Annotated in this window: 12 protein-coding genes; 7 read left to right on the forward strand and 5 right to left on the reverse strand. The window is 73.4% G+C overall.

Annotation, left to right across the window (positions count from 1 at the left end; genetic code table 11):
• Positions 1-77 precede the first annotated feature (77 nt).
• Together ACZ6Y1_RS11660 and ACZ6Y1_RS11665 are read right to left on the reverse strand one after the other, a co-directional pair.
• Entirely contained in the window at positions 78-875 is a 798-nt protein-coding gene (locus ACZ6Y1_RS11660; RefSeq protein ID WP_469626275.1) for an MSCRAMM family protein, read from the reverse strand.
• Between the two features lie 119 nt (positions 876-994).
• The gene (locus ACZ6Y1_RS11665; protein WP_469626614.1) at positions 995-2,215 is read right to left on the reverse strand and encodes a L,D-transpeptidase; all 1,221 of its coding nucleotides are present in this window, start codon (positions 2,213-2,215) and stop codon (positions 995-997) included.
• Between the two features lie 172 nt (positions 2,216-2,387).
• Between ACZ6Y1_RS11665 and glgX the strand changes: the two genes are divergently transcribed.
• Both glgX and ACZ6Y1_RS11675 read left to right on the forward strand, forming a co-directional pair.
• Positions 2,388-4,736, forward strand: a complete 2,349-nt coding sequence (glgX, locus tag ACZ6Y1_RS11670; RefSeq protein ID WP_469626278.1) for a glycogen debranching protein GlgX — start codon at positions 2,388-2,390, stop codon at positions 4,734-4,736.
• A gap of 63 nt (positions 4,737-4,799) precedes the next feature.
• A complete protein-coding gene (locus tag ACZ6Y1_RS11675) occupies positions 4,800-5,522 on the forward strand; it encodes a CDP-alcohol phosphatidyltransferase family protein (RefSeq protein ID WP_469626281.1) in 723 nt (240 codons plus the stop codon).
• On the opposite strand, the gene ACZ6Y1_RS11680 is transcribed toward ACZ6Y1_RS11675, so the two are convergent.
• On the reverse strand, positions 5,503-6,003 hold the full coding sequence (locus ACZ6Y1_RS11680) for an FAD synthase family protein (RefSeq protein WP_469626284.1): 501 nt from the start codon (positions 6,001-6,003) through the stop codon (positions 5,503-5,505). The genes ACZ6Y1_RS11675 and ACZ6Y1_RS11680 overlap by 20 nt on opposite strands.
• A 170-nt stretch (positions 6,004-6,173) precedes the next feature.
• Between ACZ6Y1_RS11680 and ACZ6Y1_RS11685 the strand changes: the two genes are divergently transcribed.
• The 3 genes from ACZ6Y1_RS11685 to ACZ6Y1_RS11695 are packed head-to-tail and all read left to right on the forward strand — an operon-like array spanning position 6,174 to position 10,332.
• Entirely contained in the window at positions 6,174-7,379 is a 1,206-nt protein-coding gene (locus ACZ6Y1_RS11685) for a glycosyltransferase family 4 protein (protein WP_469626617.1), read from the forward strand.
• Complete coding sequence (locus ACZ6Y1_RS11690) at positions 7,376-9,124, forward strand: lipopolysaccharide biosynthesis protein (RefSeq protein WP_469626286.1); 1,749 nt, start codon at positions 7,376-7,378, stop codon at positions 9,122-9,124. The genes ACZ6Y1_RS11685 and ACZ6Y1_RS11690 overlap by 4 nt, the downstream gene beginning before the upstream one ends.
• Positions 9,121-10,332: an MATE family efflux transporter gene (locus ACZ6Y1_RS11695; protein WP_469626289.1), complete on the forward strand. Its 1,212-nt coding sequence runs from the start codon at positions 9,121-9,123 to the stop codon at positions 10,330-10,332. The genes ACZ6Y1_RS11690 and ACZ6Y1_RS11695 overlap by 4 nt, the downstream gene beginning before the upstream one ends.
• Here ACZ6Y1_RS11695 and ACZ6Y1_RS11700 read toward each other — a convergent pair.
• Both ACZ6Y1_RS11700 and ACZ6Y1_RS11705 read right to left on the reverse strand, forming a co-directional pair.
• Positions 10,329-11,735: a Gfo/Idh/MocA family protein gene (locus ACZ6Y1_RS11700; protein ID WP_469626291.1), complete on the reverse strand. Its 1,407-nt coding sequence runs from the start codon at positions 11,733-11,735 to the stop codon at positions 10,329-10,331. The two genes, ACZ6Y1_RS11695 and ACZ6Y1_RS11700, sit on opposite strands and share 4 nt — an antisense overlap.
• 45 nt (positions 11,736-11,780) lie before the next feature.
• On the reverse strand, positions 11,781-13,295 hold the full coding sequence (locus ACZ6Y1_RS11705) for a hypothetical protein (protein ID WP_469626294.1): 1,515 nt from the start codon (positions 13,293-13,295) through the stop codon (positions 11,781-11,783).
• Positions 13,296-13,417: 122 nt separating this feature from the next.
• On the opposite strand from ACZ6Y1_RS11705, the gene ACZ6Y1_RS11710 reads away from it, so the two are divergent.
• Complete coding sequence (locus tag ACZ6Y1_RS11710; RefSeq protein ID WP_469626297.1) at positions 13,418-13,957, forward strand: WcaF family extracellular polysaccharide biosynthesis acetyltransferase; 540 nt, start codon at positions 13,418-13,420, stop codon at positions 13,955-13,957.
• A gap of 11 nt (positions 13,958-13,968) precedes the next feature.
• Complete coding sequence (locus ACZ6Y1_RS11715; protein WP_469626620.1) at positions 13,969-15,090, forward strand: glycosyltransferase; 1,122 nt, start codon at positions 13,969-13,971, stop codon at positions 15,088-15,090.
• The last annotated feature ends 45 nt before the right edge of the window (positions 15,091-15,135 follow it).

A 15,135-nucleotide genomic window follows, 5' to 3' on the forward strand; every position in this document is an offset into this window, starting at 1 on the left:
GCCCCCAGCCAACCCGGAAGGCCGGGGCGGGGCGCCCGGGGCTGGACCGTCGGGGTGAACGCTGTCCTCCCGACGGCTCAGCGGCGCCGCCTGTCGGGCAGCTTGCCGTAGTAGTCCCGCCCGTTCTTGACGGTCACCACGAGCCGGCGGCCCGGGGTGGCGGCGCCCAGGGCCAGCGGGCCGGTCACCGGCTGGCCCGGCATCACGTAGCCCTCGGGGAGGTCCCGCTCGGTCAGGTAGTACGAGCCGTCCGACAGGCCGGTGAAGTCGCTGATGCCGCCCGCGTCGGAGGCCAGGCCCGGGCCCCCCGTCGGCTGGTCGGAGTTCAGGCCGTGGTCCTGGAGGCCCTTGGTGCCGTTGGTCTCCTTCCAGACCTCGAACACCGTGCCGCGCAGCGGGCGGCCCGTCTTGGCGTCCTTGCTCAGGATGCGGATCACGCCGCGGTGCACCACGCCCTTCCTGCGCTGCGGGACGTTGAGGACGATGCCCTCGGGCGCGTCCGCCTCCTCCAGGTCGAAGGGGGTGACCGGCTCCGCCGTCCCCTCGTAGCCCGCGGCGGCGGCGGTCTGCCGCCAGTAGTACGTCTCGCCGACCGGCGGGGTGGCCGTGCACGTGCCCTTGGCGTCCGTCACGCAGCCGCTGCCGCGCAGCACGTCGGCCTTCGCGCCGGTGGTCTGCAGCCCGGCCCGGCCGTTGGCCTCCCGCCAGAGCTCGAACCGGGCGCCGCGCAGGGGCGCCCCGGTGTCGACGTCCGTCTGCCGCAGCACCACCTTGGCCGTCTCGGCCGCCGGCGCCGCGGCGAGCACCGCCAGGGCCGCGAGGCCGAGCGACCACGCCTTCGCCCTCGCGGCTGTACGTGCTGTCCTGCCTGTCATGGCACTCCGTCCGTGGGGCGGGCCTGTCCGCCCTGACAGGCTGCGCGGAGCCTCGTACGGGAGTGCGGGAGGACACTCGTCCGGTACGGCATTCCGATCACACGGATCACCCGCACGGCTCACGCGACGGCGGAGCCGGCCACCCAGTCCGCCCAGGACATGTTCCAGCCGCCGAGGCCGTTGTCCGGGGCCACCGTCTTGTCCTGCGAGTTCACGACCTCCACCACGTCCCCGACGAGGGTCCGGTCGAAGAACCATCCCGCCGGGGTGTCCGAGCCGCCGCCCTTGTCGTCGCGCAGGCCCACGCAGCCGTGGCTCATGTTGCTGGAGCCGAAGGTGTCGGGGCTCAGCCAGTAATTGCCGTGCAGGAAGGTCCCGGAGGAGGTGAGGCGCATGGCGTGGGGGACGTCGGGGATGTCGTACTCGCCGCCGAAGCCGACGGTCTGGCCGTTCATGCGGGTGACGTCGAACATCTCCATCACCACCATCTTCCCGTTGTAGGTGGTGGTCTTGGGGGCTCCGGCGCTGATCGGCACGGTCGACAGCAGTTCCCCGTCCCGGCGCACCTCCATGGTGTGCGCGGCCGCGTCCACCAGGGAGGTCTGGGAGCGGCCCACCGTGAAGGTGATCGTCTTGTCCTGGATGCCGTAGGAGCCGGGGGCGCCCTCGACGTCGCGCAGGTTCACCTTCACCGTGACCCGGGTGCCGGGCTTCCAGTACTCCTTGGGCCGGAAGTCGAGCCGTTCCTTGCCGAACCAGTGGCCCACGACCTGCACCGGCGGTTCGGAGGTGACGGTGATGGCCCGTTCCACGTCCACCTTGCGCTCGATGGCGTGGCTGAAGGCGAACGAGACGATCATGCCGGTGCCGACGGTGGAGCGGTTCTCGGGCTTGAAGTAGCCGATGAACCTCTCCTCGGGGACGAAGGTGGTGAAGGTGGTGTGCCGGGCCTGGCGGCGGTCGTGCCCGTCGAGGGCGACGGCGTCCACCGTGTACTTGGCGGCGAGCGCGAGCCGGGCGGAGCCGGGGTCGGGGCTCCAGCTGAGCCCGTCCTCGGCGATCGAGCCGGGGACCTGCTCCTGCTGCGCGTCCTCCACCTTGGTGACCACGACCCGCTCCAGCCGGCCCTCCGGCACCGCGACCACGAGGCGTCCGTCGGCCGGCACGTCCTTGGCGTTGTCCTCGGGCGTGATGCGGATGGCCTCGTCCGGCGAGCGGGGTTTGCCCGGGAGCGCGATCTCGACCGGGGACCGGCCGTCCTCGGTGCATCCCGTCAGGCCGCCGAGCAGACCCGCCCAAGCCGCCACGGCGGCCAGACCCGCCCCTGCCCGCCTCGTCAGAAGTGTCACGATCCCTTCAACGACCGGGCCCCTCCGGGGGAAACGTGAGCGCGGTGGACGTTCCGGGTACGGCAGTCCGGGCAGAACAGTGTGAAGGACCAGACGGGGGCGGACCGGGCCGGGACGCCCGGGCCGCACCCCCGCCGGTACCCAGGAGCCGTGGAGGCGGGCAGTGTCGAGCGCAGCCGAGCAAGAGGCGGTGGAAGCCGTCATGGACGCCGTACCGGCGGTGCGGAGCGGCGCGGCCGCGCCCGCACCGCGGGTCGACGGCGCCGGGATCCAGCCGAACGGGCTGGTCGGGGGCCAGGTGCCGAGGGCGTCCGCGCGCTCCGGGCCACCGGTGTGGCCAGGGTCCTCCCATCCCCTGGGGGCCCGGTTCCGTCCGGGCTCCGACGCGGCCGACGGGACGGAGGGCACCAACTTCGCGTTGTGGGCGCAGGGCGCGGAGGCCGTGGAGGTGTGCCTCTTCGACGCCGACGGCACGGAGACCCGGTGCCCGCTGGGCGAGCTCACGCACGAGATCTGGCACGGTTTCCTGCCCGGCGTGCGCCCCGGACAGCGGTACGGGTTCCGGGTGCACGGCCGCTGGGACCCGTGGACGGGCGCCCGGTTCAATCCGGCGAAGCTGCTCCTGGATCCGTACGCGCGGGCCGTGGACGGCGACTTCCGGCTCCCGCCGGAGGTGTACGGGCACGTCCGCGACTGGCCGCAGCAGTACATCGCGGACACCGTGCGCGACGACCGGGACTCCGCGCCGTTCGTCCCCAAGGGGGTCGTGGTCCACGATGACGACGACTGGGCGGACGACGTACGGCCCAAGACCCCCTGGGCCGATTCGGTGATCTACGAGCTGCACGTGCGCGGTTTCACCATGCGCCATCCGGGTGTTCCCGACGAGCTGCGCGGCACCTACGCGGGGCTCGCCCATCCGGCGGCGGTGGGCCACCTGACGCGGCTCGGGGTGACGGCGGTGGAACTGCTGCCGGTGCACCAGTTCGCACACGAGGACCACCTGCTGCGGCGGGGCCTGCGCAACTACTGGGGCTACAACTCGATCGGCTACTTCGCGCCGCACGCGGGCTACTCCGCCAGCGGGACGGCCGGCCAGCAGGTCGGGGAGTTCAAGCGGATGGTGAAGGCCCTGCACGCGGCGGGGATCGAGGTGATCCTCGACGTGGTCTACAACCACACGGCGGAGGCGGGCGAGCTCGGTCCGACGCTGTCGCTGCGCGGAATCGACAACCGCGGCTACTACCGGCTCCAGTCCGACCAGCGGCGGTACTCCGACTACACGGGCTGCGGGAACACCCTGCACGCGGGCCGGCCGCACGTGCTGCGGCTGATCACGGACTCGCTGCGCTACTGGGTCACCGAGATGGGGGTGGACGGCTTCCGCTTCGACCTGGCAGCGGCGCTGGCCCGTTCGATGCACGACGTGGACATGCTGTCCCCGTTCCTCGCGGTGATCGCCCAGGACCCGGTGCTGCGGCGGGTGAAGCTGATCGCCGAGCCGTGGGACGTGGGCTCGGGCGGGTACCAGGTGGGCGCGTTCCCGCCGCTGTGGACGGAGTGGAACGACCGCTACCGGGACGCGGTGCGGGACTTCTGGCGGGGCGCGCTGCCCGACGTACGGGATCTGGGCTACCGGCTGTCGGGGTCGAGCGACCTGTACGCGTGGGGCGGGCGGCGGCCGTACGCCTCGGTGAACTTCGTGACCGCGCACGACGGTTTCACCCTGCGGGACCTGGTGTCGTACGAGCGCAAGCACAACCAGGCCAACGGCGAGGACAACCGGGACGGGACGCACGACAACCGGTCGTGGAACTGCGGGGTGGAGGGGGAGCCCGAGGGGGGCCCGGACCCGCGGATCGGTGCGCTGCGCCGCCGTCAGCTGCGCAACCTGCTGACGACGCTCCTGCTGTCCACGGGGGTGCCGATGCTGGTGGCGGGGGACGAGTTCGGGCGCACGCAGGGCGGCAACAACAACGCGTACTGCCAGGACAACGAGACGGGGTGGGTGGACTGGTCGCTGCTGGAGGACCCGGCCTGGCAGTCGCTGTTCGCGCTGGCCTCGCGGCTGGTCGCGCTGCGCCAGGCGCATCCGGTGCTGCGGCGGCGGGCGTTCTTCTCGGGACGGCCGCAGGGCGCCGACGGACTGCGGGACCTGGCCTGGTTCACCCCGGCGGGGGCGGAGATGACGGAGCGGGACTGGTACGCGCCCGCGGCCTCGCTCGGGATGTACCTGTCGGGGCGGGACATCCCGGGGCGTGACGAGCGGGGCCGGCAGGTGACGGACGACAGCTTCCTGGTCCTGCTGCACACCGGGGACCGGCCGGTGCCGTGGGTGCTGCCGGGGGCGCCGTGGGCGGACGCGTACGAGGTCGTCCTCGACACCTCCCGGGAGGACCAGGCCGAACCGCCCGGCACCCGGCACCGGGGCGGGGAGACGGTGACGGTCCCGGCCCGCGCGGTGCTCCTGCTCCGGGTCGGCGGCTTCCGGCCAGGCCGGGCCGCTGGCTGAAAGGACCCCGCGCCGCCCTGCGATGATGTGTTCGAACGGCATCGTCACCGAGGGGGTCGCCGGATGGGCAGAGTCGGAACCGCGCTGCGAGAGCTGCGCGGGGCGCAGAAGTCGGCGAAGGGGGTGTCGCTCTACTCACGGTTCGTCAACAGGCCCGTGGGGCGGTACCTGGCGGCCGGGTCGTACGCGCTCGGGCTCACCCCGAACCAGGTGACGCTGATCAGCGCCGCCCTCAGCTTCGCCGCCGTGGCGCTGGTCGCCGTGGCCGCGCCGTCGTGGGGCCTGGGGCTCGCCGTGTGGGCGGCCCTCGCCCTCGGGTTCGCCTTCGACTCCGCCGACGGCCAGCTCGCGCGGCTGCGCGGGGGCGGGAGTGCGGCGGGCGAGTGGCTCGACCACGTCGTGGACGCCGCCAAACTCACGGCCCTGCACAGCTGCGTGCTGATCGCCTTCCACCGTTTCCCCGACGCGTACGGGACGGGCTCGGACGGCTGGCTGCTGGTGCCGCTGGGCTTCCAGCTCGCCGCCGTGGTCACTTTCTTCGGCGGCCTGCTGACCGAGAAGCTGAAGGCCAGGCCGGCCCCCGGCAGCCCGGCCGAGGCGCCGTCGACGCTGCGCGCGGTGGCGTTGCTGCCGGTGGACTACGGGGTGTTCTGCCTGGTCTTCCTGCTGCTCGGCGGCGGTGAGCTGTTCGCCTGGGCCTACGCGGCCTTCGGGGCGGTCGCCGCGCTGTTCCTGGCGGCGTTCCTCGCGAAGTGGTTCCGGGAGCTCAGCGCAGTTCGGCGGTGAGCTGGCCCGGGGCGGCGGGGGCCTCGGCCAGCGCGTCCAGTGCCCGGCGCAGCTGGGTGCTGGACGTGTGCACCGTGTAGGGGAAGTAGACGACGTCGACGCCGTGGGCGGCGAAGTCCTTCTCCAGCTTGTCGCCCTTGGGGGTGCCGCGCCAGTCGTCGCCCTTGAAGATGACGTCGAAGCGGACCTGCTTCCAGGTCTCCACCTTGTCCGGGACGGTCTCCACGAAGGCGGCGTCCACGTACTTCACACTGCGGACGATCTCCAGCCGTTCGACCAGCGGGATCATCGGCCGCCGTCCCTTGGCGAGTTCGGCCATCTCGTCGGAGACCACGCCGGCCACCAGGTAGTCGCACTGACTGCGGGCGTGCCGCAGGATGTTGAGGTGCCCTATGTGGAACAGGTCGTAGGCACCTGGTGCGTAGCCGACTCGGTAGGGCCTGGCGTGGTCTCGCCGCGCGGGCGCGCCAAAGTCCGACATTTCCCGCTCCGTCATCTCTTACCCCCAGAGCCGCGCCCCCCGGCGCGGCCGATTAGCAGACAATAGCGTGCACGTTCCGCACCACGCGGGTGAACGAATAGGGTGGCCTGCGCATCATCCTGGGGCGGAAGGAACGTTCAGTGTCGAGATCCGGCAACCGGCGCCTGCTGCTGGTTTCCACGAATTACGCTCCCGAGCACGCGGGGATTGGGCCGTACGCCACCCAGATCGCGGAGCACTGGGCGGATCTCGGCCACGAGACCCACGTCCTGGCGGGCATGCCACACTACCCGGCCTGGTCTGTCGAGCCGGAGTACCGGGGGGCGCTCCAGCGCACGGAACGGCGCGCGGGGGTCACCGTGCACCGGCGCGCGCACACCGTGCCGCCACGTCAGACCGCCGTCAGACGAGCCCTGTTCGAAGGATCGATTCTCCTGCACGGCACCGTGGCCCCGCCCCGGATGCCGAGGCCGGACGCCGTCCTCGCCCAGATGCCCAGCCTCGCCGGCGGGGTGATCGCCGCCCGTCTCGCGGCCCGCTGGAAGGTCCCCTACGTCCCGGTCGTCCAGGACCTGATGGGCGCCGCCGCCGCGCAGAGCGGGATCAGCGGCGGTGACAAGGCCGCCGCGATCGCGGGCCGCGCCGAGGCCTACGCCCTGAAGCGGGCCACGCTCGTCGGCGTCATCCACGAGACCTTCGTGGACCGGGTCGTCGGCATGGGCGTGGACCCGGGGAGGATCCGGCTGGTCCCCAACTGGTCCCACGTGGCGCAGCCCACCAGGCCGCGCGACGAGACCCGCCACCACCTGGGCTGGGCACCCGGGCAGACCGTCGTCCTGCACTCCGGGAACATGGGTCTCAAGCAGGGGCTCGAAGTCCTCGTGGGCGCCGCCCGCCTCGACCCCGGCGTCCGTTTCGTCCTGATGGGCGACGGCAGCCAGCGCTCGGCGCTCGCAGAGCTCTCGGCCGACGTCCCCAACCTAGACATCATCCCCCCTGCCGCAGACGGCGAGTTCCCCGATATCCTCGCGGCGGCGGACGTGCTCGCGGTCACGCAGCACGCCGCCGTACTGGACATGAGCGTGCCGTCGAAACTCACCTCCTACTTCCAGGCCGGCCGGCCCGTCGTCGCCTCCGTGGCGGCGGAGGGCGGAACGGCCCAGGAAGTGGAACGCTCGGGCGCGGGGGTGCTCGTGCCGCCGGAGGACCCGGAGGCCCTCCTGAAGGCCGTCCGGATCCTCGCCGAGGACCCGGACGGGGCGGACGCACTCGGGGCTGCCGGACCGCGCCACGTGGCGGCCCACCTGAGCCGTGAAGCGGGCCTGGCCCGGATCGACGCATTGATGGACGAAGCACTTGGGGGTCCCCGGCCGTGATCGAGACGAACCGCCCTGCGGCGGCCCCGGCGGAGGACGAACCGGACCTCCTGCGGGACCAGTTCCGACAGCTCCTGCGCTACCGCCGGCTCCTCGGCGCGGGCATCGGGGTCGGACTGCTGGGCGGTGTCTACCTCGGTGTCTCCACGGCCGACACCTACGTCGCGACCGCCGACGTGGTGCTGCGCGCGCCGACCGACGACCCGTTCAACCCGAGCCTCGCCCCCGACAAGGCGATCAACATCGGCTCGGAGCGGCAGGTCGCGCTCAGCTCCTCCATAGCCAACGAGGCGGCGAAGAAGCTCGGAGTGGGCGCCTCCGGTTTCGCGGCCCTGCGCAGCGGCCTGCAGGTGACCAACCCGCCGCAGACGATGGTGCTCCGCTTCACCTACACGGCGTCCTCCCCGCAGGAGGCCGCCAAGCGGGCCAACGTGATGACGGAGGCGTACCTGACGAAGCGGCAGGAAGCCCTGGACGTCACCCGCGACAAGATGGTCAAGAGCTACCAGGAGCAGCGCGACCCGGTCGCCAAGCAGCTCGACGAGCTCGTCAAGCAGGTCAACACCATGCCGGCGGGCGCCGCCCGGGACGCCGCCTACGCGTCCAAGACGGACCTGCAGGGCAAGGTCAACACCCTCAACAGCAACATCACCAAGCTCCAGGCCCTCGACATGACGCCGGGCCGGGTCACCAGCGCCGCGACCGCGCCTCCCGGTTCCGACGGCCCCGGCATCGTGATGTCGCTCGCGCTCGGCGCGGCGGTGGGCCTCGCGCTCGGCCTGCTGGCCGCCTGGGTCCGGCTCGTCTTCGACCCGGCGCCGCGCTCCGAGGGCGACGTGGCCCGGGCCCTGCGCTCCCCCGTGCTGGGCTACCTGCCCCGGGACCGGACCGGCGGCGGGCCGCTGCTCGCCGCCGGCGAGGCCGACCCCAAGCTCGCCGAGGAGTACCGCTCGGTGGCCTTCCGGCTCGCCTACGACGCCCGCTTCGCGGACCGGCGGCGGCTGCTCGTCGTCGCCCCCCGCGGCAGCAGCGAGACGGCCGCCGCGGTCGCCGTGAACCTGGCCGCCTCCTTCGCGGAGACCGGCAAGGACGTGCTGCTCATCGAGGCCGACCTGCGCACGCCCGTGCTGGCCAGCCAGCTGCCCACCGACGCGGGCGGGCGGCCGCGCTGGAGCAAGGCGGCGGGCGGCCCCGGCAGCGGGAAGCAGCCGGCGCAGCACGGGGACACGGAGTGGCCCGACGGGCGCCAGCTGGTCGTGGACGCCGGTGAGTCCGGCGCCTTCGACCTCATCCCCGGCCGCCCGGTGCGCAACGTGGCCCGTTCGCTGACCTCGTCGCGCGCCACCCGGCTGATCTCCGAGGCCGACTCCCCCAACTCCACGGTCGTCGTGCTCGCGCCGCCCGTGCTCTCCTACGCCGACGCCCTCGCGCTCGTGGACCGCGTCGACGGCGTCCTGGTGGTCTGCGACCCGCGCGCCGTCCACCGCTCCGACCTGTCCCGGATCCGCGAGCTCATCAGCGGTGCCGGCGGCACCGTGCTGGGCGCGGTGCTGCACGCCCCGCTGCCCGGCGAGAAGCGGGGCCGCGGCAAGGACCGCGGCCGGTCCGCCGCCGCCGAACCGGTCGCGCCCCCCGAGCAGCAGGCCCAGCCGCTGCGCTACGAGGTCGACGAGGGCGAGCAGCACATCCCGGGTGACGGCACCGACACGGTCGCGCTGCGTACGGTCCGCCCGGGCCGGCGGTGAGGCGGCGCGGCCTCGCGGCGATCGCGTCGGTCCTGGACCAGGCGGCCTCCAGCGCCACGAACATCCTGGTGCTGGTGCTGGCCGCCCGGCTGTCCTCGGCCTCCGGGTTCGCCGACTTCTCGATGGTCTACGTCACCTTCAGCGTGCTCCTCGGGCTGAACATGGCCTACGTCGGCCAGAGCCTGGTCCTGGAGAAGGGCGACCGGGTGGGCGCCCTCGCCCGGTCCGCGGCCGGCTTCACCGGGGCCGCCTCGGCCGCAGCGGGCGCGGTGCTCGCGCTCGTCGGCCTCGTACTGCCCGGGGCGACCGGTCGGGCCTTCCTCGCGCTGGGACTCGTACTGCCGCTGGTGCTGCTGCAGGACGGGCTGCGGTACTGCTTCTCGGCGCTGCGCACGCCGGAGCGGGCGCTGGCCGCCGACGCGCTGCGGCTGGTGTGCGTGGTGGCGGCGCTGGGCGTCCAGCCCGAAGGGACCTCCGCGGGGCGGCTGGTGCTGGTGTGGGGGGTCTCCGCGCTGCCCGCGCTGGCACTCGGGCTGTTCCTGCTGCGGCCGTACGTCAGGGGGCGGCGCGCGGACCTGCGGCCGTACCTGCGGCGCGGTCACCTCGGCCGGCGGTTCGTGGTCGAGTTCGCCGTGGGCAACGGCTCCAGCCAGCTCGCGGTCCTGGGCCTGGGAGTCTTCGCGACGCCCCTCGCCGTGGGCGCGCTGCGGGGCGCCACGACCCTCTTCGGGCCGCTCAACGTCCTGTTCAACTCCGCGAACGCCTTCGCTCCGCCGTTCCTCGGGCGGCTGCGCGGCAAGCGGGCCACGGTGCGGGCCACGGCCCTGCTCGGCCTGGTGCTGGCCGCGGTCGGCGCGGGCTGGGGGGCCGTGCTGTACGCGCTGCCCGACCGGCTCGGCTCCTCGCTGCTCGGCGACACGTGGGCGGCGGCGTCCGCGCTGCTCCCGGCGACCGGGGCACAGTACGCCGTGATGGGCCTCGGCACCTGTGCGCTGCTCACCCTGCGCGTGCTCGCCCCGAAGGCGACGCTTTCCCTCCAGGTGGTCTACTCGCTGCTGGCGGTAGCCCTGCTGCTGGGCGGCTACGCGCTGTGGGGTGTGGCGGGCGCCGCCTGGGGCCTGGCGGCGGGCTCGGCGGCCAAGGCGACCGCCGGCTGGCTGCGCGTCGCGCGCCTGCGTCCGGAGCCGGCCCCCGCGCTGGCCGCCTAGGGGGTGTTGCGGGAGTCCTGTGCGGGGCCCGCGGTGTCCGGTGCGTGCTCTCGGCGTGCCGGGCGAAGGTCCTCGTACTGGGCGTACTCGGGGCTTCGGCCGGTGCGGCGAGAGTGCGTGCCGGGCGCCGTGCGGGACTTTCGCAACACCCCCTGGACCGTCTCCACGGTGCCCGACAGCCGGGCGCGTTCGGCGGCCAGGACCGTCAGGTGGCTGGTCAGGGACTCCTGCGGGCCCGACTTCACCAGGGCGGGGTTCCCGGAGGCGACGGCGGCGACGAAGGCGTCCATCAGCCCGGCGTCGCCGCCCGCGTGACCGCCCGCGGCGTCCATCGCCCCCCGGGCGGGGAGCCCGACCGGTTCCTCCGTGCGCGTGAGGAAGTCGTAGAGCGTCAGGTTCGCCCCGTCGCCGCGGAGTTCACCGCGGGTGCCGAAGATCCGCGTCCGGCGGTCCGCGGATTCGGTGAAGGCCGTCATGGTGAAGGTGGCGGTGGCTCCGGAGGCGAATTCCATGGCCACCACCTGGTGGTCGACCACGTCGTTGTCGCAGGCGTACACGCACCGCCCGTACGGGCCCTCGCGCAGGGCGGTCTCCAGGCTCTGCGGGTCGAATTCGTCGACCACCACGCGCAGCGGCCAGCCCCGCTCACCACGGGCGAGCCGGTCCCCGTACTCGCGCTTGGCGGAGTACGCGCACGTCGTCTCCACCGCGCAGTCCAGGCAGCGGTCGGCGGCGCCGGGCGGCCTGTTCTCGGGCCGGAAGTGCGAGAGGCGGCCGAAGCTGGAGACGCGGACCGGCGGCTGCCCGAGCACGTACTGCAGCCAGTCCAGGTCGTGGCAGGACTTGGCCATCAGCATGGTCGTGGCCTCGTCCTCGCGCCGCCAGTTGCCCCGTACGAACGAATGGGCCTGGTGCCAGAAGCCGACCGGCTCCAGGTGCTGGACGCTGACGACCTCCCCGAGCCGGCCGGAGTCGACAACGGCCTTCAGTGCCCGCGTGTAGGGCGTGTAGCGCAGGACGTGGCCGACCGCGAGGGTCACCCCGGCCCGCTCGACCGCGGCCACGATCCGCCGGCACTCCTCCTCGGTGGGTGCCATCGGCTTCTCCAGCAGGATGTGGCAGCCGAGCGCGGCGAAGGCCAGGGCCGGTTCGAGGTGGTCCCGGTCCAGGGTGCAGATCAGGACCGCGTCCGCGATCCGGCCGCGGGCCGCCAGCTCCCGCCAGTCCGCCACCGCCGCCGCGTCGTCCAGACCGTGGTCGGCGGCGAGGCGGTCGCGTCGGATCCCGCGCGGTTCGGCCACCGCGACGACCCGTGCCCGGTCCGGGTGGGCCAGGGCCCAGCGCGCGTAACCGGTGCCCCGGTCGCCGGCGCCGATGACCGCGAGAGTGACGAGGGAGGACATGCGACCCGCCTTCCGTCGATTGCGTACGGCTGCGCCTCCGGCCGGTCAGCGCAGCGTCGTGGCCCTGTCCTGCCGGTACGTGGCCACCAGCGCCAGGCACATGGCCGCGATCGCGACCCGGCCGGACGCCTGGAGCAGCGGACCGCGCAGCAGGATGAAGGAATACCCCGCCACGAGCGGCACCACCACCGAGATGAGGCTGCCCGGCGGGGACCGGCGGGTGGCGCGCTTGGCGTACCGGCGGTCGACGCGGGCGGAGGCGTACCCGATGCCGAGCAGTCCCGCCCCCATGCCCAACGGACCGAAGTCGAGCCAGAGTTCCGCCCAGATCGGCGAGGAGAGGTTCGTGTTGACCGTACCCATCCACTGGCCGACCATCACGCCGGTGTCGCGCGGCTTGCCTGGCCACACCGCGCGCGGCACCGCGAAGAACACCGATCCCGCGAGTTGGCGCCCGTAGAAATGGCCGGGGCCGGAGTTGGAGAAGGTGATGGTGTTGGCGAACATGCCGATCTGGTCGTAGTCCTTGAGCGCCATCGGCTCCAGGAAGGAGGTGGTCTCGACCGGCTTGTAGTTCTTCTCGTCGTAGCGGAAGCGGTCCGCGAACGGGAAGACGAGCAGGGCGACGACCACCGCCATCGACAGCGCCACCCGGTACATCGCGGCGCTCACCGGGAAGACGGTGAACAGCAGGGCGAACATGACCGTGAGGAACCAGTAGCGCGGGTTCGAGATCGGATTGTTGACCACCAGGTTGAGGACGGCGAGCGCCCCCCAGGTGACGATGACCGACACCTTGCGGCGGGCGAACTTCGAGGTGATCAGCCAGCGCGTGTACAGCAGCAGTGCGAGCAGCGCCGGTACGGTGCCGAAGCCTCGCAGCAGGGCCTGTCCGGCCTGGCCGTCGCCGTCGGAGATGCCCGCCTCCTCGATGCCGGCGATGATCTCCTGGCGGCTGGAGAAGAAGACGGCCGGGCCGCCCAGCTTCACGATGAAGGCGGCGCTGCCCAGGAACGCGATGACGGTGAGCAGTTGGAGGCGCCGCCGGTGCGCCATCACCGGCCGCGACTCCTTCTGGGAGCCGCCCGCACGGCCGGCGGGCCGGTGGCGGGCCAGCAGGACGCCGACGTCGAACGCGAGACAGCCGAGCAGCACCAGCCCGATGGCGACGGTCAGGTCGGAGCGGGGCCCGACAACAGGGGTCGGCACCCTGCCGAGGACGGCCTGGGCGAGCGGGGCCACGCCCATGGCCATGTAGACGAACAGCCAGAAGGAGCCCTGGAGCAGCTTGCGGCGGCTCGTCAGCACCATCGCGGACAGCCGGGCACCCGCGTACATGGTGAGCAGGAGCTGGAGCCAGAAGGCCGCGTCGCGCCGGCCCTCGCCGGCCTGCACGGCGACGAAGAGCGGCAGGAAGACGGTGAACCCGAGGGCGAGGGGTACGGACAGCGCACGCGACAGCAGGGTGCGCGGGGTGGTGACCCGGCCCCACAGCGACTCGTCCTCGACGGCGCCGGGCGGTCCGGGCGCGATCGCGGGCCTGCGTATGTCCGTTGCCACTGCCGCCCCCACCCCATGTGCCTGGTCCGCGCGCAGTCTAGTCTGAGCGCGCGGCGCCAGGGGAGGCGCCGGCGCGGTCCCCCCGGACGTAGGTCCGGGGGCGGACACGATCGGGGCTTCAGTTGCGTGACCTTCCCGCCTTCACACTGGCCGGATACGACAAGGGGCGCGGGCTGCTGACGCAGGCGCTCTGGTTCGCCGTGATGAACACTCTGTTCATGAGCTGGTTCTGCCCGGCGCGGCTGCGGGTCTCGCTGCTGCGGGCGTTCGGGGCGCGGATCGGCGAGGGCGTGCTGATCCGGCACCGGGTGCGGGTGCTGTGGCCGTGGAAGCTCACGGTCGGGGACCACACCTGGATCGGCGAGGGCGCCTGGCTGCTGAACCTGGAACCGGTGACGATCGGCGCGAACGTGTGCCTCTCGCAGGAAGCCATGCTGTGCACCGGCTCGCACGACCACCGGGCCGCCGACTTCCGCTACCGGAACGCGCCCATCACCGTCGAGGACGGCGCGTGGGTCGCGGTACGGGCGACCGTGCTGGCCGGCGTGACCGTGGGCCGCTGCGCGGTCGCGGGCGCGGGCTCGGTGGTGCACAGGGACCTGCCGGAGCTGACCCTGCAGACCCAGGACGGGCGGCGCCGCCCGGTGGAGGAGCCGAAGTGAGCACGCGTGGTCTGCGAGTCCTGCACGCCGTCACACTGCACTCCCCCTCGCACGCCTTCGGCGGGCCGGTCCGGGTCGCGCTGAACCTGTCCAAGGGACTGCGGGCGCGCGGCCACGAGGCGCGGCTGCTGGCCCTCGGCGCGGGCTTCGGCGAGCCGTGGCCCGATGCCGTGGAGGGAGTGCCCGCCAGGCTGTTCCCGGCCCGCCGGCTGCTCCCCCTGGGCTTCAGCGGGATGACCTCGCCCGCGCTGCTGGCCTCGGCCGGGCGGCTGGTACGGGAGGCCGATGTGGTCCACGTACACCTGGCGCGGGACCTGGTGACCCTGCCGGTGGCCCTCGCGGCGCTGCGGGCGGGCAGGCCGCTGGTGCTGCAGACCCACGGGATGGTGGACCCGAGCGAGAAGCTGCTGGCGAAGGTACTGGACGCGGTGGCGGTGCGCCGGGTGCTGCGCGGCGCGGACGCCGTGCTGTACCTGACGCCGTACGAGCGGGAGGGGCTGGACGCCGTCGTGGGGGCTCCGCCGCTGGGGCGGGCCGTACGGCTGGTGAACGGGACCCCGGCGCAGGAGGAGCGGCCGGCGCCGAGCGGTCCGCCGCGGATCCTGTACTCGGCGCGGCTGCAGGCCCGCAAGCGGCCGGTGGACTTCGTGGACGCGGCGCCGGCGGTGCTGGCCGTGCACCCGGACGCGCACTTCGTGGTCGCGGGCCCGGACGAGGGAGAGCTGGCGGCCGTCCGCGCGCGGATCGCGGGGCTCGGCCTGTCGGAGCGGTTCACGGTGCCGGGAGCGCTGTCCGCGGAGGAGGTCCAGGCGGAGCTGCGCCGGGCGCACGTGTACGTACTGCCGTCGGTGGACGAGCCGTTCCCGATGTCGGTGCTGGAGGCGCTGGCGGTGGGCGTGCCGGTGGTGGTGACGCGGTCGAACGGGCTGGCGCGGGATGTGGCGGGGGCGGGGGCGGGGCGGGTCGTGGACCCGGGGCCGGCGGGGGTGTCCGCGGCGGTGCTGTCCCTGCTCGACCCTGCGGTGAACGCCGCGGCGTCGTGCGCTGCGCGCAAGCTGGCCGGAGAGTCCTTCTCGATGGACTCCGTCCTGGACACGCTGCTGGCGGTCTACGCGGACGCGGCCCGCCGCTAGCTCCCGCTGCGCGGACCCGGCCCCCCACCCTCCCCCGGACTCCGT

The organism is Streptomyces sp. NPDC053432 (genome assembly GCF_055585365.1).

Excerpts from the sequence above, each read along its gene's own strand:
- ACZ6Y1_RS11660 (WP_469626275.1), bottom strand. The coding sequence starts at position 875 with ATGACAGGCAGGACAGCACGTACAGCCGCGAGGGCGAAGGCGTGGTCG.
- ACZ6Y1_RS11675 (WP_469626281.1), top strand. The coding sequence starts at position 4,800 with ATGGGCAGAGTCGGAACCGCGCTGCGAGAGCTGCGCGGGGCGCAGAAG.
- ACZ6Y1_RS11680 (WP_469626284.1), bottom strand. The coding sequence starts at position 6,003 with ATGTCGGACTTTGGCGCGCCCGCGCGGCGAGACCACGCCAGGCCCTAC.
- ACZ6Y1_RS11700 (WP_469626291.1), bottom strand. The coding sequence starts at position 11,735 with ATGTCCTCCCTCGTCACTCTCGCGGTCATCGGCGCCGGCGACCGGGGC.